This window comes from Aureimonas sp. SK2, assembly GCF_029813115.1.
Lineage (GTDB): Bacteria > Pseudomonadota > Alphaproteobacteria > Rhizobiales > Rhizobiaceae > Aureimonas.
Genome location: NZ_JAPZDS010000001.1, coordinates 411,813 through 435,772, shown reverse-complemented (window position 1 = coordinate 435,772; position 23,960 = coordinate 411,813). Strand labels below are relative to the sequence as shown.

The 23,960-nt window shown below is 67.4% G+C and carries 23 protein-coding genes; 8 read left to right on the top strand and 15 right to left on the bottom strand.

Annotated elements, in window-relative coordinates; genetic code table 11:
• Position 1: 1 nt before the first annotated feature.
• The 4 genes from trpC to lexA all read left to right on the top strand — a co-directional run bounded on the left by trpC (position 2) and on the right by lexA (position 3,250).
• Complete coding sequence (gene trpC, locus O5O54_RS02265) at positions 2-811, top strand: indole-3-glycerol phosphate synthase TrpC (RefSeq protein WP_279478590.1); 810 nt, start codon at positions 2-4, stop codon at positions 809-811.
• Complete coding sequence (gene moaC / locus O5O54_RS02260) at positions 808-1,290, top strand: cyclic pyranopterin monophosphate synthase MoaC (RefSeq protein WP_279478588.1); 483 nt, start codon at positions 808-810, stop codon at positions 1,288-1,290. The genes trpC and moaC overlap by 4 nt, the downstream gene beginning before the upstream one ends.
• Positions 1,287-2,507: a gephyrin-like molybdotransferase Glp gene (gene glp, locus O5O54_RS02255; protein WP_279478587.1), complete on the top strand. Its 1,221-nt coding sequence runs from the start codon at positions 1,287-1,289 to the stop codon at positions 2,505-2,507. The genes moaC and glp overlap by 4 nt, the downstream gene beginning before the upstream one ends.
• A 62-nt stretch (positions 2,508-2,569) precedes the next feature.
• Positions 2,570-3,250, top strand: coding sequence for a transcriptional repressor LexA (lexA, locus tag O5O54_RS02250; protein WP_279478575.1), 681 nt, complete (start codon positions 2,570-2,572; stop codon positions 3,248-3,250).
• Here lexA and O5O54_RS02245 read toward each other — a convergent pair.
• The gene (locus tag O5O54_RS02245) at positions 3,204-5,504 is read right to left on the bottom strand and encodes a ComEC/Rec2 family competence protein (protein WP_279478573.1); all 2,301 of its coding nucleotides are present in this window, start codon (positions 5,502-5,504) and stop codon (positions 3,204-3,206) included. The two genes, lexA and O5O54_RS02245, sit on opposite strands and share 47 nt — an antisense overlap.
• A 138-nt stretch (positions 5,505-5,642) precedes the next feature.
• On the opposite strand from O5O54_RS02245, the gene gltX reads away from it, so the two are divergent.
• Both gltX and gltA read left to right on the top strand, forming a co-directional pair.
• Positions 5,643-7,064 (top strand): glutamate--tRNA ligase, encoded by a 1,422-nt coding sequence (gltX, locus tag O5O54_RS02240; RefSeq protein ID WP_279478571.1) that lies wholly within the window; start codon positions 5,643-5,645, stop codon positions 7,062-7,064.
• Positions 7,065-7,203: 139 nt separating this feature from the next.
• Positions 7,204-8,493: a citrate synthase gene (gltA, locus tag O5O54_RS02235; RefSeq protein ID WP_279478569.1), complete on the top strand. Its 1,290-nt coding sequence runs from the start codon at positions 7,204-7,206 to the stop codon at positions 8,491-8,493.
• A 21-nt stretch (positions 8,494-8,514) separates the two neighbouring features.
• Here the strand turns inward: gltA and lpxB are convergent, their stop codons facing one another.
• The 14 genes from lpxB to O5O54_RS02165 form a co-directional block, all read right to left on the bottom strand.
• On the bottom strand, positions 8,515-9,690 hold the full coding sequence (gene lpxB / locus O5O54_RS02230) for a lipid-A-disaccharide synthase (protein ID WP_279478567.1): 1,176 nt from the start codon (positions 9,688-9,690) through the stop codon (positions 8,515-8,517).
• A complete protein-coding gene (locus O5O54_RS02225) occupies positions 9,687-10,565 on the bottom strand; it encodes an LpxI family protein (RefSeq protein WP_279478565.1) in 879 nt (292 codons plus the stop codon). The genes lpxB and O5O54_RS02225 overlap by 4 nt, the downstream gene beginning before the upstream one ends.
• Positions 10,562-11,374 (bottom strand): acyl-ACP--UDP-N-acetylglucosamine O-acyltransferase, encoded by an 813-nt coding sequence (gene lpxA, locus O5O54_RS02220; protein ID WP_279478563.1) that lies wholly within the window; start codon positions 11,372-11,374, stop codon positions 10,562-10,564. Before lpxA ends, O5O54_RS02225 begins: the two co-directional genes overlap by 4 nt.
• Positions 11,371-11,835 carry a 3-hydroxyacyl-ACP dehydratase FabZ gene (gene fabZ / locus O5O54_RS02215; protein ID WP_279478561.1) on the bottom strand — a complete coding sequence of 155 codons (465 nt, stop codon included), beginning with the start codon at positions 11,833-11,835 and terminating at the stop codon, positions 11,371-11,373. The genes lpxA and fabZ overlap by 4 nt, the downstream gene beginning before the upstream one ends.
• Positions 11,813-12,847, bottom strand: coding sequence for a UDP-3-O-(3-hydroxymyristoyl)glucosamine N-acyltransferase (lpxD, locus tag O5O54_RS02210; protein WP_279478559.1), 1,035 nt, complete (start codon positions 12,845-12,847; stop codon positions 11,813-11,815). Before lpxD ends, fabZ begins: the two co-directional genes overlap by 23 nt.
• Positions 12,848-12,899: 52 nt before the next feature.
• On the bottom strand, positions 12,900-15,317 hold the full coding sequence (gene bamA, locus O5O54_RS02205; protein WP_279478558.1) for an outer membrane protein assembly factor BamA: 2,418 nt from the start codon (positions 15,315-15,317) through the stop codon (positions 12,900-12,902).
• Between the two features lie 202 nt (positions 15,318-15,519).
• A complete protein-coding gene (gene rseP / locus O5O54_RS02200) occupies positions 15,520-16,659 on the bottom strand; it encodes an RIP metalloprotease RseP (protein ID WP_407061641.1) in 1,140 nt (379 codons plus the stop codon).
• Between the two features lie 156 nt (positions 16,660-16,815).
• Entirely contained in the window at positions 16,816-17,667 is an 852-nt protein-coding gene (locus tag O5O54_RS02195) for a phosphatidate cytidylyltransferase (RefSeq protein ID WP_279478555.1), read from the bottom strand.
• A gap of 4 nt (positions 17,668-17,671) precedes the next feature.
• Complete coding sequence (locus O5O54_RS02190) at positions 17,672-18,400, bottom strand: isoprenyl transferase (RefSeq protein ID WP_279478554.1); 729 nt, start codon at positions 18,398-18,400, stop codon at positions 17,672-17,674.
• A 44-nt stretch (positions 18,401-18,444) separates the two neighbouring features.
• A complete protein-coding gene (gene frr / locus O5O54_RS02185; RefSeq protein WP_279478551.1) occupies positions 18,445-19,002 on the bottom strand; it encodes a ribosome recycling factor in 558 nt (185 codons plus the stop codon).
• Between the two features lie 37 nt (positions 19,003-19,039).
• Positions 19,040-19,753: a UMP kinase gene (pyrH, locus tag O5O54_RS02180; RefSeq protein ID WP_279478548.1), complete on the bottom strand. Its 714-nt coding sequence runs from the start codon at positions 19,751-19,753 to the stop codon at positions 19,040-19,042.
• Between the two features lie 105 nt (positions 19,754-19,858).
• The gene (gene tsf / locus O5O54_RS02175) at positions 19,859-20,785 is read right to left on the bottom strand and encodes a translation elongation factor Ts (protein ID WP_279478547.1); all 927 of its coding nucleotides are present in this window, start codon (positions 20,783-20,785) and stop codon (positions 19,859-19,861) included.
• A 104-nt stretch (positions 20,786-20,889) separates the two neighbouring features.
• Complete coding sequence (gene rpsB / locus O5O54_RS02170; protein ID WP_279478544.1) at positions 20,890-21,684, bottom strand: 30S ribosomal protein S2; 795 nt, start codon at positions 21,682-21,684, stop codon at positions 20,890-20,892.
• A gap of 168 nt (positions 21,685-21,852) precedes the next feature.
• Positions 21,853-22,662, bottom strand: a complete 810-nt coding sequence (locus O5O54_RS02165; protein ID WP_279478543.1) for an EipB family protein — start codon at positions 22,660-22,662, stop codon at positions 21,853-21,855.
• Positions 22,663-22,763: 101 nt separating this feature from the next.
• Here O5O54_RS02165 and O5O54_RS02160 point away from each other — a divergent pair, with 101 nt between their 5' ends.
• Complete coding sequence (locus O5O54_RS02160; protein ID WP_279478541.1) at positions 22,764-23,228, top strand: RidA family protein; 465 nt, start codon at positions 22,764-22,766, stop codon at positions 23,226-23,228.
• A 4-nt stretch (positions 23,229-23,232) separates the two neighbouring features.
• Positions 23,233-23,952: a glycerophosphodiester phosphodiesterase family protein gene (locus O5O54_RS02155; protein ID WP_279478539.1), complete on the top strand. Its 720-nt coding sequence runs from the start codon at positions 23,233-23,235 to the stop codon at positions 23,950-23,952.
• The last annotated feature ends 8 nt before the right edge of the window (positions 23,953-23,960 follow it).

The following is a 23,960-nucleotide window of genomic DNA, read 5'->3' as shown; positions in this document are numbered from 1 at the left end:
CATGTCCGATATCCTCGCCCGTATCGAAGCCTACAAGCGCGAGGAGATCGCCAAGGCCAAGGCGAGCGTTTCCGAAGCGAACTTGCGCGAGCGCATCGCGGCCGGCGGCCCGGCGCGCGACTTCGAAAGCGCCTTGCGGGCGAAGCATGCGGCCGGCGGCTTCGCGCTGATCGCCGAGGTAAAGAAGGCGAGCCCCTCCAAGGGCCTGATCCGTGCCGACTTCGAGCCGGCGGCTCTGGCCAGGGCATACGAGCGCGGCGGCGCCGCATGCCTCAGCGTCCTGACGGACGCGCCGTCCTTCCAGGGCGCCCCGGAATTCCTGACCGCGGCCCGCGCGGCGACCGCCCTGCCCGCGCTACGCAAGGACTTCCTGTTCGACACCTACCAGGTGCTGGAAGCCCGCGCCTGGGGCGCCGACGCGATCCTGATCATCATGGCGTCGGTGGACGATGCCCTGGCGGCGGACCTCGAAGCGTCAGCCTTCGATCTCGGCATGGCCGCCCTGATCGAGGTCCACGACGAAGCCGAGACGGAACGCGCGCTGAAACTGCGCTCGGCCTTGATCGGCGTCAACAACCGCAACCTTCGCACCTTCGACGTCGATCTCGCCACCAGCGAGCGGCTGGCCGGCATGGTTGGTCCGGACCGCGTCCTCGTCGGCGAAAGCGGCATTTCGAACCACGCGGACTGCGTGCGCCTCGGCCGCTCGGGCATCTCCACCTTCCTGATCGGGGAGAGCCTGATGCGGCAGGCCGACGTGGAGACCGCAACCCGCGCGCTCCTCGCCGGCGAAGCGGCGGCCGCGCGATGAGCGGCGACCGCCTCACCCATCTCGACGCCGCCGGCAACGCCGCCATGGTCGATGTTGGGGAGAAGTTTGTGACACGGCGGGAAGCGACCGCCGAGGGCCTGGTGATGATGGCCCCGGATACGCTGGAGATGATCCGCAGCGGGGCAGCCAAGAAGGGCGACGTGCTGTCGATCGCGCGCATCGCCGGCATCATGGCGGCCAAGCGGACGCACGAGTTGATCCCGCTCTGCCATCCGCTTCTGATCGACAAGGTGTCGGTCGACCTCGAGTTCGAGCCCGCCCTGCCCGGCATCCGCGTGACGGCCTCGACGCGCGTCTCCGGCAAGACCGGCATCGAGATGGAGGCGCTGACTGCCGTTTCCGTCGCCTGTCTCACGATCTACGACATGGCGAAGGCCGTAGATCGCGGCATGTCGATCACCGGCATCCGGCTTCTGGAGAAGTCCGGCGGCCGCTCGGGCGACTGGTCGGCGACGTGAGCCTCGTCCCGTTCGAGGAAGCGCTGGACCGGCTTCTCCGCGACGCGGCGTCGGTGGTCGAAACCGAAAAGGGCGGTCTCGTCGACGCCTTCGGCCGCATTCTCGCGCAAGACCTCGTTGCTCGCCGCACGCAGCCGGCCTTCGATGCCTCCGCCATGGACGGCTACGCGCTGCGTGCGGCCGACCTCGCGCTACTTCCCGCCGAGTTCTCCGTCATCGGCGAATCCTCGGCCGGGCATGCTTTCGCCGGCGAGGTGGGGCCCGGCAAGGCCGTGCGCATCTTCACGGGCGCGCCGCTGCCTCAGGGCGCCGACACGGTCGTCATCCAAGAGAACACGGAGGCGGCCGACGAGGGCCGCGTGCGCGTGATCGAGCCGGCCGTCGAGGGCGCGAACATCCGGCGCGCGGGCAACGACTTCTCCGAAGGAGACACGCTCCTCCCCGCCGGCACGGCGCTCGGCCCCGCCCCTTGCGCGCTCGCGGCGAGCGCCGGGTACGGCTCGGTCGAGGTGCGGCGGCGCCCGCGCGTCGCCCTCGCGGCCACCGGCGACGAGCTCGTCGCCCCCGGCACCCTGCCCGGCCCGGCGCAGACGGTCGCCTCCAACAGCCTCGCGATCGCGATGATCGTCCGCGCGGCCGGCGGCGAGGTGCTGGACCTCGGCATCGTGCCGGATCGGCGCGAGGCACTGGCCGCCGCCTTTGCCGAGGCGCGCGCGAGGGGTGCGGACGTCCTGGTGACGATCGGAGGGGCTTCCGTCGGCGATCACGACCTCGTCGGCCCGGTCCTCAAGGCCGAGGGCGCCGCGCTCGATTTCTGGAAGGTCGCCATGCGGCCGGGCAAGCCGCTGATGGCGGGCGCGCTCGGCCCAATGCGCATTCTCGGCCTGCCCGGCAATCCGGCGTCGAGCCTGGTGACGGCGGAACTTTTTCTGCGGCCCCTGGTGGAGCGCCTCGCGGGACGGAAGACAGCCGCCAGGCGCCGGCGCGGCTTGCTCGCCGCATCGGTCAAGGCTAACGACCACCGGACCGACTTCCTGCGCGCCACGATCGAACGAGGGGTCGACGACGCCCTTCCCCGCATCGCTCCGCTCGACCGGCAGGACTCGTCTCTCCTCACCGTTTTCGCCCGCGCCAAGGTGCTTCTCGTACGCCCAGCTCATGCGCCTGCCGGACGAATCGGCGACGAATGCGAGTATGTCGCGCTGACGCCGGGATGATCCTTGCGGAACACAAACGGAACAGCTAGTTTTGTTCAGGTTTTGTTTCGAGGAATCACCCCATGCTGACCCGCAAGCAGCACGATCTCCTGATGTTCATTCACGAGCGTTTGCAGTCGGTCGGCGTGCCGCCGTCGTTCGACGAGATGAAGGATGCGCTGGACCTGCGCTCCAAGTCCGGCATCCACCGCCTGATCACGGCGCTCGAAGAGCGCGGCTTCATTCGCCGCCTCCCCAATCGGGCCCGCGCGTTGGAAGTGGTCAAGATGCCGGAATCGGCTGCCAAGGCCCCCGCTCCGGCGCCGCGCCCGTCCAATGTCGAGCCGCTCTTCAAGAAGCCGCGCGCGGTGGAGCGCGACGCCTCGTCCGTCCCGGTCATGGGGCGCATCGCGGCGGGCGTTCCGATCTCCGCCATCCAACAGAACACCCATGACATCATCGTGCCGCCCGAGATGCTCGGCCCTGGCGAGCACTACGCCCTCGAGGTGAAGGGTGATTCGATGATCGAGGCCGGGATCCTCGACGGCGACACGGTGGTGATCCAGAAGGCCGATACGGCGAGCGCGGGCGAAATCGTCGTCGCACTGGTGGACGACGAGGAGGCGACGCTCAAGCGCTTCCGTCGCAAGGGCGGCATGGTCGCGCTGGAAGCGGCCAACCCTGCCTACGAGACCCGTCTCCTAGGCGCGGATCGCGTCAAGGTTCAGGGGAAGCTGGTCGGGCTGATCCGGCGCTATCACTAGCGGTTTCGTCCGGCGCAGCGCCGGGCGTTCCGCCGGCCTGCTCCTGCTGTTCCCGGCGCCAATATTCCGGCCAGGGTGCGTGTCGGTGCCGGTTCCACTCCTGCGGGTCCGGCGGGATCGCGGCGGAAACCCGGACGCCGCCGTCCTCGTCTCGCGAGACGGCCAGCGAACCGCTCTGCCGCAAGTTGCGGAGCGTCACCAAGGTGCCGCCGTCCCGGCAGGTCGTGGCTCGGACGGCGCGGGCCATGATCGCCACGTCGCTGGTGCGGCAAAGCTCGTCCAGCCGCTCGTAGTCGTCGCTCCAGCCGATCCGGATCCCGGAGCGCGTGGTGGCACGGCAGAACGTGCCCTCGCAGACGAAGGGGGCTTCGGGCCTGCCATATGGCGGCTGCGGAACAGCGGCAGGATCGTCGTCTTCTGCCGCCGCGGGATAGGCCCGCCGCCATTGGTCCCAGACGAAGGCCGACGGTCGGGGCCGCATCGAACGAAGCGCGCCGTCCTCATTCACCAAAGCAAGGTCTCGCCCGCTCTCGAAGACGAGCAGTTCGGGCGGCGGTCCGGCGCTCAGAGTGGCGAGGCCGACGAGGACCGGGACGAGGGCCGTCCAGCGCAGGGTACTGGCGCAGAAGGAGGCGATCAGGATCGCCGCAGAGAAGGCGATCAAGGCCGCTCCGCTCATCAGCCCGGTCGGATAGTCGGGAAAGGCGTCGGCGAAGCGCGCGGCGAGCGCGAAGACAAGATCCAGCCCCCAGCCCATGGCCTGCAGCGGCGGCCCTTGGAGGCCGAACGGCATGGCGAGCACGGACAGCATGCCGAGCGGCATGATCCAGAAGCTGAAGATCGGGGTCGCCACGACATTGGCGATCAGGGAGAAGGGCGCGGCCCGCTGGAAATGGTAGACCGCGAAGGGCGCGGTCGCAGCGCCTGCGATCAGGGACGACAGGGCCGTCCCGAGGATCAGGATGCCGATCCAGCGCGGATCGAGCCAGCCGCGCGAGGGCGTTCCGCGCGTGGCCCGCCACCGCGCATAGGCACCATAGGCGCCGACCAGCGCGGCCGTCGCGGCGAAGGACATCTGGAAGGTCGCCGTGAGCACGACATGGGGCGCGAGCGCGACGACGACCACGGCCGCGAGCGCGACGTTGCGCAGCGTAAGCGCCGGACGATCGAGAAGGATTGCCCCCAGCATGATCGCGATCATCACGAAAGACCGCTCGGTGGCCGCGTTGTCGCCCGCCAGCAGGAAGTAAAATCCTGTCGCGGCGAGGGCGAAGAGAGCCGCGAGCTTCTTCACCGGCCAGCGCAGGGCGATGGCGGGAACGGCGGCGAGGACCGAGCGCGTCGCCAGCATGAAGAAGCCGGCGACGAGCGCCATGTGGAAGCCGCTGATGGACAGGACATGCGAAAGGCCCGTGACGCGCAGATCCTCGTTGATGTCGTCCGGGATGCCGGCGCGCTCCCCGGTAATCAAGGCGGCGGCCACGGCGCCCGTCGGCCCCGGCAGCGCCGCGCGGATCGTCTCGCTCATGGAGAGCCGAAGCGCGGCGATGCGATCGCCGAAAGTCGGCGATCGAACGGCACCGGGCGCTTCGGGTGCTCCCAGTGCGAAGCCGTAGGCGCCGAGCCCGTCGAAATAGGCGGCATAGGCGAAGTCGTGCGCGCCGGGAAAGGCGGGGCCGGCCGGCGGGCGCAAACGGACGAGGCCCTTATACGTCGAGCCGATCGGCAAGGGCTCGTGCCGGCTCGACACGAGGATGCGGGCGCGCTCCGGAGGTCGAGACAGCACCGGACGATCGGTCGAGGCAATCTCGATCCCGTAGCGGATGCGCCCACGCTCGTCCGTTTCTCGGGCGATCACGGTGCCGGTGAGCCGCACCGTGGCTTCGCCGGAGAAGACCGTCGTTTGGGTGCGTCCGAGTTCGATCCGGCAGGCGAGAAAGCCGAGGGCGAGGCCCAGGACCAGCACGCCGAAGAGTCGGGGGACACGCGCGCCGACCCAAGGAGACAGGAGCAGCGCGGCGAGCAGGGCCAGCACGCCGATGTTCCAGGCGTCCGGTCGGAGGGCACCGCGATAGATGACCGCCACCGCGACGAGCATCCCAATCGGAAACAGGGCGAAGCCGCTGCGGGCCGCCGCCTCGCGTTCCACGGCCGTCTCCAGCCACGCCCGAAGCGGAGCGAGCCGGTCTGCAGCGCCGCGCTTCGCCGCCGCGTCGGCGGCCTGTGTCGCGAAGCTTTCGTCACCTGCCGTCACGACCGCTCGCTTCGCTTGTCTCCCCTGTCCTCTATGCTACACCACGGGCCGAAAAAGACAGTCTCTTCCGGCTCGCATCGCGTGTCTCCGCTCACCTGCGGGACCGCAAGCCGGAACGCTCATCTTCGAGGATCTTGGATGACCGACCGCGTGGTTACTCGGTTCGCGCCGTCGCCGACGGGCTATCTGCATATCGGCGGCGCGCGGACGGCGCTCTTCAATTGGCTGTACGCCCGCAAGACAGGCGGCAAGATGCTGCTGCGCATTGAGGACACGGACCGCGAGCGTTCCACGGAGGCCGCCGTCACCGCCATCATCGACGGCCTGAGCTGGCTAGGCCTCGAAGCGGACGAGCCGCCGGTCTCGCAGTTCGCCCGGGCCGCGCGGCACCGGGAGGTCGCCGAAGAACTGGTGGCTTCCGGCAAGGCCTACTACTGCTACGCCACCCCGGCCGAACTCGACGAGATGCGCGAAAAGGCGAAGGCCGAGAAGCGCCCGCCGCGCTACGACGGGCGCTGGCGCGACCGCGCCCCCTCGGAGGCGCCGGAGGGTGTCAAGCCGGTGATTCGCATCAAGGCGCCGCTCGACGGCGAGACGGTGGTTCAGGACCGGGTGCAGGGCGAGGTCCGCTTCCCGAACAAGGACCTCGACGACTTCATCCTCTTGCGCTCGGACGGAACGCCGACCTACATGCACGCCGTGGTGGTCGACGACCACGACATGGGCGTGACCCACATCATCCGCGGCGACGACCATCTGACCAATGCCGGCCGGCAGACGCTGATCTACAAGGCGATGGGCTGGGATGTGCCCGTCTTCGCTCATATCCCGCTGATTCACGGCGCGGACGGCGCCAAGCTCTCGAAGCGTCACGGCGCGCTCGGCGTCGAGGCCTATCGCGAGATGGGCTATCTGCCGGTCGGTCTGAAGAACTATCTCGTCCGCCTCGGCTGGAGCCACGGCGACGACGAGATCATCTCGCCGGAGGACATGATCGCCTGGTTCGACATCGACGACGTGAATCGCGGCGCCGCGCGCTTCGACTTCGCCAAGCTCGACGCCGTGAACGGGCACTGGATCCGCATGAGCGGCGACGCCGAGCTTACCGACATGCTGTTGGACGTGCGCGATCATCTGCCGAACGGCGCCATCCTGCGCTCAGGGCCGGACGAGGTGGTGCGAGATCGCCTTCTGCGTGCGATGCCGGGCCTCAAGGAGCGGGCCAAGACGCTGGTCGAGCTCACCGAGAGCGCAGCCTATCTCTTCGCCGCGCGCCCCCTTTCCATCGAGCCCAAGGCCGAGGAAATCCTGGCCGGCGGCGGGCGTGAGGTCGTCTCGGGTCTCCTGCCGGAGCTCGAGAAGGTGGCGGACTGGAACGCCGCGTCTATCGAAGCGGCGGTGCGCGACTATGCGGAACGCGAAGGCCTGAAGCTCGGCAAGGCGGCGCAGCCGCTGCGCGCCGCGCTGACCGGCAAGACGACCTCGCCGGGCGTGTTCGACGTGCTCGACGTGCTCGGACGTGATGAAACCTTGGCCAGACTGCGCGATCAGGCTGCATGAACGACGGGAGTGCACTGGCACTTCATAAAGTGCGGTGCAATATTCCCCGTGAATCGGCGAGGAGGACACCATGCGCCCTCCTCGCCTTGAGTCTTCCGTCCGGCTTCGTCGGCGCGGTTTTTCGAGAAGGGGTTAACGCATGACCGATTCGGCGAAACTGTCCTTGGGCGCGAAGGAGACGGAGCTTAAATTGCGCCACGGGACGATCGGTCCCGATGTCGTCGACATTGCGGCACTCTATAAGGACACGGGGCTCTTCACCTACGACCCCGGCTTCACTTCGACCGCTTCCTGCGAATCGAAGATCACCTTCATCGACGGCGACGAAGGCGTGCTGCTCCATCGCGGCTACCCGATCGACCAGCTCGCCGAGCGCGGCAACTTCCTGGAGACCTGCTATCTCCTGCTCTACGGCGAACTGCCGACGGCCGCGGAGATGGGCGACTTCTCCTACCGCGTGACGCGCCACACGATGGTGCACGAGCAGATGTCGCGCTTCTACACGGGCTTCCGCCGCGACGCGCATCCGATGGCGGTCATGGTCGGCTCGGTCGGCGCGCTCTCGGCCTTCTATCACGACTCGACCGACATCGCCGATCCGCACCAGCGGATGGTGGCCTCGATCCGTATGATCGCCAAGACCCCGACGCTGGCGGCGATGGCCTACAAGTACCACATCGGCCAGCCCTTCGTTTATCCGCGCAACGACCTCTCCTACGCGGAAAACTTCCTGCATATGTGCTTCGCGGTGCCCTGCGAGCCCTATCAGATCAACCCGGTCCTCGCCCGCGCCATGGACCGCATCTTCACGCTCCATGCCGACCACGAGCAGAACGCCTCGACCTCGACGGTGCGTCTGGCCGGCTCGTCGGGTGCCAACCCGTTCGCCTGCATCGCGGCTGGTATCGCCTGCCTCTGGGGTCCGGCCCACGGCGGCGCCAACGAGGCGGCGCTCAACATGCTGGCCGAGATCGGTTCGAAGGACCGGATCCCCGAGTTCATCGCCCGCGCCAAGGACAAGAACGATCCGTTCCGTCTCATGGGCTTCGGCCACCGGGTCTACAAGAACTACGACCCGCGCGCCAAGATCATGCAGCAGACCTGCCACGAGGTTCTGACCGAGCTCGGCATCAAGGACGATCCGCTGCTCGAAGTCGCGATGGAGCTGGAGCAGATCGCGCTGCACGATCCATACTTCATCGAGAAGAAGCTCTACCCGAACGTCGACTTCTACTCCGGCATCACCCTGAAGGCGCTCGGCTTCCCGACCGAGATGTTCACGGTGCTCTTCGCCGTGGCGCGCACCGTCGGCTGGATCGCCCAGTGGAAGGAAATGATCGAGGATCCGCACCAGCGCATCGGCCGCCCGCGCCAGCTCTACACCGGCGCGGCCCAGCGCGACTATACGCCGGTTGAGGCGCGCGGCTGAGCCGCGCGATTTCCGATGGTTTCAGACGGGCGCTTCGGCGCCCGTTTTCTTTCGGGCGGCGAGATCGAGGATGATCCGCGCCGCTGCCGCTCCGGGCGCCTCCGGCACGGTCATCTTCCGGCGAATGTCCTCGAACCCGCGCATTTGCGCAGCGCGCTCCGGGGTGTCCGTCATCAGCCGCTCCAGTCGCCGGGCCAGGTGCTCGGGCTGGATCATGTCGTGGAAGTGCTCGGGCACGAGCGGATGGCCGGCGATGAAGTTCGGCAGGGCCGCGGTCCATCCCGTCATCAGTTGCCGCAGGCGATAGGACACGGGGTCCAGCCGGTAGGCGAGCGCCATGGGCATCGCCGCGAGCGCGAGTTCCAGCGCGACGGTGCCGGACGCGGCCAGCGCGGCGTCGGCTTCGGCGAAGGCCTGCCACTTCGCCGCCTCTCCGTCCACCACCAGCGGCTTGACCGGCCAGGACGCGAGCTTCTCCTCGATCAGCGGGCGCACGCGCGCGACGGCCGGCAGCACGCCGCGCAACTGGGGCATGCGAGCCGAAAGCTCGGCGAAGGTGCGCCCGAAATCGTCCATCAGCCGCGCGATCTCGCCGCGGCGCGAGCCCGGCAGGATCAGGAGCGTCGGTTCCGCCGCCGCGGAGCGAGGCCCGGCCTGGGCGTCGCGCTCCATGATGCGGGCGAGATGCGGCTCGGACATGATGGGATGTCCGACATAGCTCGCCGGCGGGCCGCCATGTCGCGCCAGCGCCTCCGGCTCGAAGGGAAACAGGCAGAGCGTGTGATCGACCGCGGCCGAAAGCTTTTGCGCGCGCTCGGGCCGATAGGCCCAGATCGCCGGCGGCACGACGTTGACGATCAGGCTGCGGGGTGACGCCGCGCGCAGCTTTGCCGCGACGCGGTTGGTGAAGGTGAAGCTGTCGATGGTGACGACCACCTCCGGCTGCGCCTCCCGCAGGAACGCGACCGTCTGGTTCAAGCGCCCGAGCAGCTTCGGCAGGCGCGCCAGGATTGCGCCGATCCCGATGATCGAGAGTTCCTCGATATCGAAAAGCGACGCCAGTCCCTCCTCGCGCATGGCCGCGCCGCCGAGCCCGATCGCTTCTATCGGTTGCGACGACCGGGCATGCAGGTGGCGCAGGAGGTCGGCCCCGATCCGATCGGCCGACTCTTCGCCAAGAACGAACGCGACCTTCATTCCGCCTCCGGTCCTTGCGTCGCGCCGACCACGAACAGTCCCGCGGCATCGGCGGCTTCCACCACTTGACCCGCCTCGATGACGATCGATCGGCCCGCGGTGAGGCCAATGCCGCGCAGCCCGGCCGCGGCGGCCTGCGCGATCGTCTCGCGTCCGATGCTCGGCAGATCGAAGCGTTCGTCCTGCTGCGGCTTGAACGCCTTGAAGAGGACGCAGGGCTCGCCTCGGCCGATCCGGCCGTCTGCAGCCAGGTTTCCGACCCGCTCCAGCATGGCCCGTGTGCCCTCGATTCCCTCCAGCGCGATGATGCGGTCGGGCGAGGCCACCACCGCTTGGCCGATGTCGAGCCGACCGATCTCGCTCGCGGCATGCGCGGCACGCCGCAGCGCGCGCCGTTCGGCATCGCCGGGGCGCGCTCGGGTCAGCGCGCCTTCCGGCGTCAGCACGTCGTGGAGGATCGCGTGGACGGCCAGGACCTCGATCCCGCGCCGTTCGAAGGCGCCGGCAACCGCGCGAAGCAGACTGTCGTCGCCGCCGCGCACCATGCGCAGGATCTCGGGCAGGTTGGCCAGTGTGCGGAGGCTCGGAACCATGGAGCGATAGTCCGGCCGAACCGAGATGGTTCCGCAGAACACGACCTGACGGATCGACTTTGTGGCCAGCACGGAGAACACGTCGCCAGTGCGCGACCAAGGCAGCCTGACGAAGGGATAAGGGGACCAGTCCGCGCGCAAGCCGTCGGCGATCGCGACCACGAAGGGGGCGTAGCCCGCCGCCTCAGCCGCTTCGGCCACCAGCCGCGGCAGGACCCCGCCTCCGGCGACGATGCCGAGCGGCGTGCCCGGCGCGACGGCGTTCGGAGGCGATATGATCAAGTGGGCCGGACGCTGCGCGGGAAGCAGATCGCGCGATCGCCGCCGGCCCGAATGAAGCCGAGAAGGTCCTGCACGAGCGGATCGTCCGGATATTCCGTCTCGACCTCGTCGAGATTCTCCCGGAACGTCAGGTCGTCGGAAAACAGCATCCGGTAGGCCTTGCGCACGTTGCGGATGGCGTCGCGATTGAAGCCGGCGCGCTTCATGCCGATGACGTTGAGGCCGCTGAGATAGGCCCGGTTGCCGAGCACCATGCCGAACGGGATCACGTCGCCTTCGACCGCCGCGAGGCCGCCGATATAGGCGTGGTGGCCGATCCGCGTGAACTGGTGAATGCCCGAGCCGCCCGCGATGGTCGCGAACTCGCCGACGACGCAATGGCCGGCCAGCATGACATTGTTGATCAAGGTCACGTTGTCGCCGAGCACGCAGTCGTGCGCCACGTGCGAGCCGGTGAAGAAGGCGCAGTTGTCGCCGACCGTGGTCTCGGACCGCCCCTGGATCGTGCCGGGGTTCATGGTGACGTGCTCCCGGATCAGGCAGTTGCGCCCAATCACGAGGCGGGTGTCCTCGCCCTGGTATTTCAGGTGCTGCGGCTCGTTGCCGATGGAGGCGAAGGGGTGGATGCGCGCGCCCTCGCCGATCACCGTGTTGCCGGCCAGCACGATATGCGACTTCAGGCGCGATCCGGCGCCGAGCACGACACGCGGGCCGATATGGCAGAACGGGCCGATCTCGCAGCCTTCGCCGATCACCGCGCCGTCCTCGACGATCGAGGACGGGTGGACCTGGAACGATGCGCCGCTCACTTGGCGTCGCCAGCGACCAGCATGGCGCTGATAGTGGCTTCGGCCACCTTGTTGGCGTCGACGATCGCCACGCAGTCGAACTTCCAGATGTTGCCGCGCTTCTTGGTCTGCGTGACGTGATACTCGAGGAGGTCGCCAGGCACGACGGGCTTGCGGAACTTCGCGCCGTCGATCGTCATGAAATAGACGATCGAGTTCGCGTCGCCGCCCGTCGCCTTCTGGCAGATCGCACCAGCCGTCTGGGCCATGCCCTCGATGATCAGGACCCCAGGCATCACCGGATAGTCGGGAAAATGCCCCTGGAAATGCGGCTCGTTAGCCGTCACGTTCTTCAGGCCCCGCGCCTTGCGGTCGCCGTCGATCTCGACGATGCGGTCCACCAGCAGGAACGGGTAGCGATGCGGCAGGAGCTTCAGGATCCCCTGGATGTCGATGCTCTCAAGCGTCGTCGTTTCCGTCATCTCGTCCCGCCGTCTTCCGTCTCTCTCGCGGCTGCCGTGTCAGCGCCGCCATGTCCCTCAACCAGTCCTTCACCGGCCGCGCCGGAACACCGCCCCAGCGAGCGCCGGCCGGAACGTCCGTCGCGACGACGCTGACGGCCGCGATCTGCGCCCCGTCGCCCACCGTCACGTGGCCGTTGAACCCCGTCTGGCCGCCCACCGAGACACCGTTGCCGATCGTCACGCTGCCGGCGATGCCGACTTGGCCCACGATCACGCAATGACGCCCGATCACCACGTTGTGGGCGATCTGCACGAGATTGTCGATCTTCGTCCCCTCGCCCACGACCGTGTCGCGAACCGCGCCGCGATCGACCGTCGTGTTCGCGCCGATCTCGACGTGATCCTGGATGATCACGCGGCCGACCTGCACCTGCTTCAGCAGCCCCTGCGGACCGGCCACGTAACCGAAACCGTCCTGTCCGATCCGCACGCCGGGATGGAGAATGACCCCGTTGCCGATCAGAGCGTGCTGGATGCTCACCTGCGGGCCGATCCGGCAGTCCCGGCCGATCTGGCAGCCTGCTGCGATGCTCGCACCGCTCGCCACGATGGTGCCGCGCCCGATCGAAACGTTCGGTCCGATCACCGCGAACGGCTCTACGGTCACGCCGTCCTCGAGTTGCGCTGTGGCGTGAATGCTCGCCTGAGCCGAGATGCTTCCCGATTCGAAGTCGGAACCGGGCGCGATCGCTTCCGGTACCAGCGCGCGCCCCGCATGCGCGAGGCACAGCCCAGGCTTGGCTGCGATCAGCGTCGCGATGCCTTCCGGCACGAGCGCTGCGAAACGCTGCGCCACGACGACCGCTCCGGCGCGCGAAGCGCGAAGGGCCGACTCGTAGCGCAGATTGTCGAAGAAGCTGAGGCTCTCGGGGCCGGCCTCGTCCAGCGAGGCGATGCCGCGAACGATCCGACCTGCGTGCTCCGGCGAAACGCTCGCACCGCATACGGAAGAGAGCTCGGCAAGGGTCATGCCCCTGCCGAGCTGAAAGAACGAGTTGGCCATCCCGGCGGCGCTTCGCCGATCAGAACCGTGAGGAGAAGCCGAAGGAGAACTCCTGGGTGCGGTCGAAGTCTTCCTTGGCCAGCGGCGCGGCGTAGTTGACGCGCAGCGGACCGAAGGGCGAGGCCCAGATGAGACCGACGCCCGCCGAGGCACGCAGCGAGAAGTCCTCGCCCTGGATGCCGAACTGGCCGTCGACATTGTCGAGGCCCCACAGCGAGCCGGCATCGGCGAAGGCCGCACCGCGGAAGCCGAAGTCGCGCGAGACTAGCGGCAGCGGGAAGGTCACTTCGGCCGAAGCGTTCGCGTAGTTCGTGCCGCCGATCGCCACGCCGTTCTGGCGCGGGCCGAGGCCCTGGTACTTGAAGCCGCGGACGATGTCCTGACCCTTGAAGAAGTTGTCGAACACCCGCAAGTCGTCGCCAAGCGCCGTCACGTTGCCGGCGCCGCCGCTGAGCTGGCCAACGAGATCGAACTCTTCCGACAGGAGGCTGAAGTAGGAGGCGCGCGCCGTCGTGCGCAGGAACTGCGCGTCGCCGCCGAGGCCCGCCACTTCCTGGCCGACCTGGGCGAACAGGCCGTCGCGCGGGTCCTGCTGGCTGTCCAGCGTGTTGTAGGTCAACGCGTAGGAGACCGACGAGGTCGTGTACGGGCTGTCGCAGATCGCCTGGTTGATGATCGGCGAGAGCGTGTAGAGCGGTGCGACGACCGAGTTGCCGCAGGTCGCGTACTGCGGCACGCCGTTCGCGAAGACCGGGATGCCGAAGGCGTCGCGGACCAGGATGCCCTGGTCGTCGCCGAACGTCTCTTCCTTGTAGTTGTAGGCCACCTGCGCGGTGAGATCCTGCGTGATCGGCGCGGCGAGGCGCAGCGTGCCGCCCTGGCGCGTGATGTCGTAGGCCGTCGAGGACGAGTTTTCCGTGCGGTAGATGTCGAAGCCGGCCGCGAGGCGGCGTCCGAGGAAGTAGGGCTCGGTGAAGGACAGGTTGTAGCTGCGCGTGTCCTCGCCGAAGCCGGCCGAGACCTTCACGAACTGGCCGCGGCCCAGGAAGTTGCGCTCGGTGACGCTGACCTCGGCCACCGGACCCGCGTTCTCGCCGCCCGTGGTGTAGCCGCCGCCGACGGAGAACTCGCCGGTCGACTGCTCGTCCACCTGCACGATCACGACCACGCGGTCGGGCTGGCTGCCCGGAGCGGTCGAGACGTTGACCGTCTTGAAGAAGCGCAGGCCTTCGAGGCGCTTCTTGGCGCGCTGCACGAGGACCTGGTTGAAAGCGTCGCCCTCGGACACGTCGAACTCGCGACGGATCACGTAGTCGCGGGTCTTGGTGTTGCCGCGAACCTCGATGCGCTCGACATAGGCCCGCGGACCCTGATCGATCACGTAGTCGATCGAGATCGTGTTGTTGGCGAAGTCACGGTCGCCGCGCGGGGTCACCTGCGCGAAGGCATAGCCGTTGTTGGCCACGGCGTTGGTCAGCGAAACCAGCGACTCCTCGACATCCTCGGCGCTGTACACGTCGCCCGAGCGCGTCTTCAGCTCGCCGCGCAGCGCCTCGCCGTCGATACCCGGCACCGTCGAGTCGATGTTGATGTTGCCGTAGGTGTAGCGTTCGCCCTCGTCCACCGTGATGGTGACGAAGTACTGGTTCTTGGCGGCATCGAGCTCGGCCACCGACGACACGATGCGGAAGTCCGCATAGCCACGGTTGAAGTAGAAGCGGCGAAGCGCCTCCTCGTCCGCGCGCAGGCGATCCTCGTCGTAAATGTCGTTGCGCTGCAGGAAGCTGAAGAGGCCCGACTCGCGCAGCGAGATGACCTCCTTCAGGCGGCCGTCGCCGAACGCGTTGTTGCCGACGAAGTTGATGCTCTCGACGCGGGTGCGGTCGCCTTCCTGGATGTCGAAGACGACGTTGACGCGATTGCCCTCGGCCGGAACCGTGCGCACGGAAACCACCGCATCGGAGCGGCCGATGCGGGTGTACGCAGCGCGGATCGCGTCGACGTCGGCCTGCGCGGTAGAGGCGTTGTAAGGCTCGCGCGTCGCGGTCTGGACCGTCGCGGAGAGCTGCTCGTTCTTGATCTTGTTGTTGCCCTGGAAGACGACCTCGCCGACGATCTGGTTCTCGTCGACCTCGATCACCAGGGTGCCGCCCGACTGGCGCGCCCGGACGTCCGAGAAGAGACCCGTTCCGAACAGCCGCGTCACGGCGGCGTCGACATCGGCGTCGCTGACGTTCTGGCCCGCACGGATCTGCGTCACGTTGCGCACAGTCTCGGCGTCCACGCGCTGGTTTCCGCGCACTTCGATCCGGTTGACCACCGCAGCGAAAGCTTGGGGCATGCTCCCCAGCTCAATGGTGATGACCGAAGCTGCCAGAACCGTGGACGAAAGGGCGGCCGCCGACACGGCGTTCAAAAGCTTCGATCCAGCCTTCATAGGGCTATTACCTTTTCTCATTCCGCCGACGGCACGAAGTCCGATGCTCGACATACCCGAGCGTTTCTATCGGCTTTGCGGAGCCGTTCAACCAAACTGGTCGGATTCCGTTTAGGAATCGGAAAACCGTTGCACGCTGGCCACGCCGGCCCTCGTTGTGGTTAACGAACCGCAAACCCCCTCGAATGTCCCCTGACGACTCTCAGCCGAGGCTGGAGAGGTCGTTCCAGAACGCGAATACCATAAGCATCAGCACCAGCGCGAGGCCTATCCTGAAGCCGAACTCCTGAACCCGCTCGCTCAGCGGCTTTCCGCGCACGGCTTCCGCTGCGTAGAACAGGAGATGCCCCCCATCCAGCATGGGGATCGGCAGGAGATTGAGGAGGCCGATCGAGACCGACAAAAGCGCGGCAAGGTTAAGCAGCGGGGCGATTCCGAGCGTCGCGACCTGGCTGGAGACCTGCGCGATGCGGATCGGGCCGCCGATCTGGTCGCTGGACTGCGATCCTTTGAAGATGCCGCCGATGAAGGACACGGTCTGCTCGGTGACGAACCAGGTCTGCGACACCCCGTAGGACAGCGCTTCCAGCGGTCCGAGTTCACGCGTGCGGAACCCGCTCTGTTCGGCATTGGCGACGACGCCGATCACCGCCGTCTTGAATTCGTTCCCGAAATTGTCGGTCTGCGTCTGCTCCTGTGGTGTCACCGTCAGAGCGATCGTCTGACCGCCGCGATCGACGCCGAGGCTGACCGGCACGCCGGCACGGGTCGAGACGTAGCGCTGGAGATCGCCGAAATACTCGATCGTCTCCCCGTCGGCGCTGACGATCCGGTCGCCGGGCTGCAACCCCGCCGCCTGGGCGGGCGATCCAGGCCGCACTTCGGAGACCACGGGATCGCCGACCACCAAACCTGTGGAAAATGCCGTCAGCGCAAAGAGGACGACGGCCAGGATGAAGTTTGCGATCGGTCCGGCCGCCACCGTCGCGGCGCGGCGGCCGACGCTGGCCGTATGGAACGCCCCGCCCCGCTCGGCCTCGCTCATGCGGCCGAGCGCCGCATGGTCGGGCACGCTGGCAGCGTTCTCGTCGCCGAAGAACTTGACGTAGCCGCCGAGCGGAATGGCCGAGAGCTTCCAGCGCGTGCCGCGGCGGTCGGTAAAGCCGGCGAGTTCCGGCCCGAACCCGACCGAGAAGGCAAGGACGCGAATGCCGGACCAGCGGCCGACGAGATAGTGGCCGAGCTCGTGGAAGAACACGATGACGGTCAGGACGAAGAGGAACGGGACGATGTAGGTCAGCCCCGAGCCCCAGATCGTGGTCCACCAGCTCTCCATACTCATTCCATCCATCCAAGCTGTTCCGGCGGGCGCATAGCGGCGTCCGCCAGGAAATTCCCGGCATCCTGTACCCGAAGCGGTGAACGCCCGCTCACCGTGGACCAAGCAAGTTTGCGTGTCGGAAGCGCAAGCGCCCCGAACCCGTCGTGCACCACGCCGCTAGAACCGGAATATGGCTCCGGCGGGATGCTCCGCACCACCGATCAGCATGCCGAAGATCCAGGCGGCACCGGCTGCGAAGATAAGAGCGTCGATGCGATCCATAAGGCCCCCATGGCCGGGGATCAGACGTCCGGAATCCTTCACACCGAAGCGACGCTTCACCCAGGACTCGTAGAGATCTCCCGCCTGTCCGACGATCGAGAGGATGACGCAGAGAACCACGACCAGCCACGTCACCGAACCGGTCAGCCAGTAGGCATAGAGGCTGCCGAGGGCGACGCCGGCGACCAGCCCGCCGACCGCGCCCGCGACCGTCTTCTTGGGCGAGACCATCGGCAGAAGCTTCGGACCGCCGATCATGCGACCGCTGAAATAGGCGAAGACGTCGGTCGACCAGACGACGCAGATGATCAGCCCCAACACCGCGAGCCCGTCGGCGCCGTCCTCGCGCAGGAGGCCGGGCGCGATGCCGGCAAGCGCGGAATAGCCAAGCCCGGCCATCACCCAGTCCGCCTTGCGCTCGCCCCGGTCGACCAGTGCGATGAACCCGATCGACAGGAGCACCACGGCCACGGCCACGGCATGGAAGCCGAAGAAGAAGGCGACGAGGCTGACGAAGAGCGCCCGCCGCGCGAAGAGATAGATGTCGCCGGCGCGCTTTCCGCGCGTCATGCGCATCCACTCGTCGAAGACGATGATGCAGGTGGCGCAGCACAGGAGCCGGAACGCGACGCCGCCGGCGAAGGTCAGCGCCAGGATGGCGACGCCGAGGATCAGGGCCGAGATGAGCCGGGACTTGAGGTCGATCCAGCTCGCATTGGCGACGAGACGTCCGAGTCCCAGCCCCATCGCCTCAGGACGCGATCTCTTGCGAGAGGCCGCCGAAGCGCCGGTCTCTCAGGGAATATTCGCGGACGGTCTCGGTGAAGATCGCCGTGTCGAAGTCGGGCCAGTAGCAGGGCAGGAAAGCGAATTCCGAATAGGCGGCCTGCCATAGGAGGAAGTTCGACAGCCGCAGCTCTCCGCTGGTGCGGATGATGAGGTCGGGGTCGGGAATGCCGGCCGTGTCGAGATGGGCGTCCAGAAGCTCGGGCGTCACGGCGTCCACAGTCGTCTCGCCGGACACGAGCTTCTCGGCGATCCGCCGCATCGCGCGCGCGATCTCGTCCCGCGCGCCGTAGTTGAAGGCGATCAGAAGCGTGTTTCGGTCGTTGTCGACCGTCAGTTGCTCCGCCTCCTCGAGAAGTCCGCGGATGTCGGGCGGAAGCGTCTCCCGCTCGCCGAGCACGCGCACGCAGACGCCTTCGCGGTGAAGCTCGGCCAAGTCGCGGCGAATGAAGAACTTCAGGAGGCGGAGGATCTCGCCCACCTCCTCCTGCGGCCGCTTCCAGTTCTCGGACGAGAAGGCGAACAGGGTCAGGTACTCGATGCCGAGGTCGCGCGCCGTGCGCACGGCCTGGCGCACGGCCTCGACGCCGCGTCGATGCCCCATGGTACGCGGCAGGCCGCGAGCCTTCGCCCAGCGACCGTTGCCGTCCATGATGATGGCGACATGCTTGGGATGTCGCACCTGTTCAGTCATCGTCCTTGCCCGCCTCGAAACCGATGCCGCCGATTCCGGACAGCTTAGACCTGCATGATTTCCGCTTCCTTCACGGAAAGCGCCTTGTCTATCTCGGCGATCGTCTCGTCGGTCATCTTCTGGACCTTCTCAGCGATCACGCGGCTGTCGTCCTGGCTGATGTCGCCATCCTTCTCGGCCTTCTTGAGCGTGTCCATGCCGTCGCGACGGACATGCCGGGCCGCGACGCGGGCGTTCTCGCCATAGGTGTGCGCGACCTTGACCAGTTCCTTGCGGCGCTGCTCGTTCAACTCCGGCAGCGGGATGCGCAGCGTCGTGCCGTCGGTGATTGGGTTGAGGCCGAGGCTGGACTCGCGGATGGCGCGCTCGACGGCGCCGACCATCGACTTGTCCCAGACCGACACGGCCACCATGCGCGGCTCGGGAACCGAGACATTGGCGACCTGGGTCAGCGGCATGGCCGAGCCGTAGGCTTGCACGACGATCGGGTCGAGCAGGTTGGCCGAGGCGCGGCCGGTGCGAAGGCCGGCGAGGTCGCCCTTGAACGACGTGACCGCCCCATCCATACGGCGCTTCAGTTCGTTGAGGTCGAGTGCGGCCATTTCGGTTCCTTTCTGAGAAATTCGCGGGTGCGGACGGTCAGTCGATGACGATCGTCGAACGCCCACCGCCGCTCAGGATGCGAGCGAACTCGCCCTTTTCGTGGATGGAGAACACAACGATCGGAATATCGTTCTCGCGCGCCAGCGCTACAGCCGTGACGTCCATCACGGCAAGACCGCGCGACAGGACATCGTCATGGGTCAGCGTGTCGAAGCGCGTGGCATCGGGCACCAGCTTGGGATCGGCGCTGTAGATGCCGTCCACCTGCGTTCCCTTGAAGAGCGCGGTCGCGCCCATTTCGGCGGCACGCAGCGCGGCGGCGGAATCGGTGGTGAAGAACGGGTTGCCGGTGCCGCCGGCGAAGATCACGACCCGGCCGGCGCTGGCATGGGCGAGAGCGGCGCGCTGGGAGAAGCTCTCGCAGAGTTCGGGCATGGCGATGGCCGAAAGGACGATGGCGTCGACACCGAGCTTGGTCAGCGAGGTGCGCAGCGCCATCGCGTTGATGACGGTGGCGAGCATGCCCATGTGGTCGCCGGTCACACGGTCGCCGCCCTTGGACGCGACGGCCACCCCGCGGAAGATGTTCCCGCCGCCGATGACGACCGAGATCTCGACCCCGAGGTCGCGAGCTTCCTTGATGTCCGCTGCGATCCGATCGGCAACGGCGACGTCGATCCCAAACCCCTGCCCGCCCATCAGGGCTTCGCCGGAAACCTTGAGAAGAACGCGCTTGAAACGGATCGTCATGTCATGTCCTTCGGATGATGCCGGCCTGCGATACAGGAAGGGCGCCCGCTTCTCAAGCGGACGCCCCCCGTTGGCTCCCCGAGGGAGCGGATGGCCTGGAAAGGATTACTTCTTGCCGGCGGCCGCCGCGACTTCCGCCGCGAAATCGCTCTGCTCGCGCTCGATGCCCTCGCCGAGAGCGAAGCGCACGAAGCCGACGATCTTGGCGGGGGCGCCGAAGTCCTTGGCGGCGGCTTCCAGCGCCTTTTCGACGGTGAGGTCGGGGTTGATGACGAAGTTCTGCTTCAGGAGGACGACCTCCTCGTAGAACTTGCGCATGCGGCCCTCGACCATCTTCTCGATGATCGCTTCCGGCTTGCCGGACTCGCGCGCCTGCTCGGAGAAGATCGCCTTCTCGCGCTCGGCCGTCGCGGCATCGACCTCGCCCTCGGTAAGGGCCAGCGGGTTGGTCGCGGCGACGTGCATCGCGACCTGGCGGCCGAAGGCGTTGAGCGCGGCCTTGTCGCCGGCCGACTCGATGGCGACCAGCACGCCCAGCTTGCCGAGACCCTCGGCGACCTGATTGTGGATGTAGGTCGCGACCACGCCGTTGGAGACCGTGAGCTTGGCCGAGCGGCGCAGGTTCATGTTCTCGCCGATGGTGGCGACGGCGTCCTTGATCGTGTCGACGACGCTCTTGCCCGAGTCGGACAGCGTCGCGGCGCCGGCCGCCTCGACGGAGCCGTCGGTGCCGAGCGCGGCCTGGGCCACGTTGCGCACCAGCGCCTGGAAGGCGTCGTTGCGGGCCACGAAGTCGGTCTCGGAGTTCACCTCGACCACCACGGCCGCGTTGTCGCCGCCGGCGACGCCGACGAGGCCCTCGGCCGCCGTGCGGCTGGACTTCTTGTCGGCCTTGGCGATGCCCTTGGCGCGCAGCCAGTCGATCGCGGCTTCCATGTCTCCGTTGGTCTCGGCGAGCGCGGTCTTGCAGTCCATCATGCCTGCGCCGGTCTTCTCGCGCAGTTCCTTCACCATCGAAGCGGAGATCGTCATGAATTGGCCTCTATCAAAAAAATCGGCGCACGGCTTCTGCGGGAAGGAGTGCGCCAGTCTTGTGACGGCGCGGTGACGCCGTCACATCGATGGTTGGGTCTGGATCAGGCGGCCGAAGCGGTCTGCTCGTCGGACGCGCCCTCGACCTCGTCGAGACCCTCTTCCGCCGGCGCCTCTTCCATCGCACCGAGATCGACGCCCATGGAGCCCTGCTGGCGGGCAATGCCGTCGACCGCCGAACGGGCGATCAGGTCGCAGTAGAGCGAGATGGCGCGGGCCGCGTCGTCGTTGCCCGGGATCGGGAAGTCGATGCGGGAAGGATCGCAGTTGGAATCGACGATGGCGACGACCGGAATGCCGAGGCGCTTGGCCTCGTCGATCGCGATCGCTTCCTTGTTGGTGTCGATGATGAAGATCATGTCCGGCACGCCGCCCATGTCCTTGATGCCGCCCAGCGCGCGGTCGAGCTTGTCGCGCTCGCGCTGCAGGGTGAGGCGCTCCTTCTTGGTGAAGCCCTGGGCCTCGCCGGAGAGGAGCTCGTCCAGCTTGCGCAGGCGCTGGATCGAGTTGGAGATGGTCTTCCAGTTGGTGAGCATGCCGCCGAGCCAGCGGGCGTTCACGTAGTACTGGGCCGAGCGGTTGGCGGCGTCGGCGATGATCTCCGAAGCCTGGCGCTTGGTGCCGACGAACAGCACGCGGCCGCCCTTGGCCACGGTGTCGGACACCGCCTGCAGCGCACGGTGCAGCATCGGCACCGTCTGCGCGAGGTCGATGATGTGGATGTTGTTACGCGCGCCAAAGATGAAGGGGGCCATCTTCGGGTTCCAGCGGTGGGTCTGGTGACCGAAGTGGACGCCCGCCTCGAGGAGCTGGCGCATGGAGTAGTCTGGCAGAGCCATGATCGTTTTCCTTGACCGGTTTATGCCTCCACGGAAAGAAGCGGCCTTGGGCCGCCACCGGAGGAAAGAAAGAACTCGCGTTCTTCCGATGCCCAACTTCCGTGTGTGGAATGTCGGCGCGCATACACCATATGCGCCGCCCCGGCAAGTCGAACCGGCGTCGGAGGCCTACTGCGAGGCCGGGCAATCCGTCGGCCGGTCGTAGAACTGGAGCCGATCCAGGCCGCCCGCCAGCGTGTACTCGCCGAAGTCGAGCCGCAGCTCGTCCGAAACGCCGTTTTCGTAGAGCCGGTAGCGCGTCTCGAACACCGGTAGCCCGTCCCCGTCGCTGTCGGTGTTGTAGTAGGATTCGACGACGTTCCAGGAGCGAAGCCCCTCCAGCGTCTTGGCGACCTCGGGGTTTTCCGGTCGGGTTTCCGGCTTGGCGGGCAGAATGAGCGAGGTGGTGGTGAGGAGCTTGTCGGCTTCCTCGTCGCCGTCGAACAGGTTGGCCTGCACCAGGCGCTCTCCCGCCAGCGCCTTCTCCACAAGCTCCGCGGTGTGGCCGAGCGGAAAGACGGACAGCGGCAGCTCGGTCTCGCGCTTGACCGGCGATTCGAACGAGACCTTGGTCTTGTCGCCTTCGTTGACCGCGACGCCCTCGACCAGACTCTGCTCGGTACCGTCCACCACCGTCCGGGTGCGGAACTCGTAGCGTTTGCCGTCGCGCGATTCCCGGGCCACGGTCTGCTGGTCCGTCACCGTCACCTCGTCGTCCTGGTGGAAGCGTGCAAGGAACCGGTAGTCGATCGACAGACCGGCGCAGGCGTCCGGCTTGAGCTGGAGGGCGATCCGCCCGTCGATGCTCGAGAAGTTCGAGCTCTGGGAGACGAGAGAAAGGTCGTACACCGCCTCGTGCGGCTGGAGTTCGATCGCCCGCGCCCCGGGGGACACGGCGAGCACGATCGCCGCCGCCGAAAATGCCAAAGCATGTTGCATCAAAGCGTGTGCGTCCCATCATGAGGCGTCGGTTCGACGATCGAACCTGCGGATAAAACCTGATAGCCGTGTGCGGCGCAAATTCCTATGCGGAGAAGAACATGACCGAATCGATCAACGAGCGTCTTGCCGCGGCCGGCGTCACCCTGCCGGACGCTGCGGCACCCGTGGCCAACTACGTGGCCACGATCCGGTTCGGCTCTCTTCTGCAGACGTCCGGCCAGCTTCCCATGGAAGGCGGCAAGGTCGGCGTGACCGGCAAGCTCGGCGAAGGCGTCTCGGTGGAGGACGGCCAGCGCGCGGCCAGGCTCTGCGCGATCAACATCCTGGCGCAGGCCAAGGCGGCGCTGGGCGACCTCGAGTCGATCGGCCGCCTCCTGAAGCTCACCATCTTCGTGGCGAGCGCGCCCGGCTTCACCGAACAGCACAAGGTCGCCAACGGCGCGTCCGACTTCCTGGCCGACATCCTCGGCGAGCGCGGCCGCCACGCGCGCTCGGCGGTCGGCGTTCCGTCGCTGCCGCTCGATGCCGCGGTGGAGATCGAGGCCCTGTTCGAGATCGCCTGACGCCATGAGCGATGCCGCACCCGACCTCGGCTGGCTGAGCGCCCGCCCCATCGCCCATCGCGGGCTGCACGACGCCAAGCGCGGCATTCCCGAAAACTCGATGGCCGCCTTTCGCGCAGCCATCGCCGGCGGCTTCGCCATCGAGTGCGACATCCACCGCACGCGCGACGGCGTGCCCATCGTGTTCCACGACCACGACCTCGGTCGGCTGACCGGCGAAGGCGGCACGATCGACGCCCTGACGGCGGACGAGGCCTCCAAGCTGCGGCTGCTCGGCACCGACGAAGCCCCGCCGACGCTCGCGGCGCTCCTCGATCTCGTGGGCGGGCGCGTTCCGCTCGTGGTCGAGGCCAAGGGCATCGACCCTGCGGCGGATGCCGGCTTCATGGCCGACGTCGCCCCGGTGGTAGTGGGCTATCGCGGCCCCCTGGCGATCATGTCTTTCGACGAATGGCTGCTCGACCAGACCGACGGCCTCGATCTGCCGATCGGCCTCACGGCCGAGGGCACGCGATCGGATATCCTGGAGCGACATCGTGTCGTCTTCGAGCGACGCTGCGCCTTCGTGTCCTATAATGTCCACCATCTTCCCAACGCATTCGTGGATTGGGTGAGAGGCGAACGGCGGGCGCCGGTCATCAGCTGGACGGTGCGCACGCCCGCCGACGTCGAGCGCAGCCAGGCCCATGCCGACCAGATGACGTTCGAAGGGTTCACGCCCTGACGGCGGCG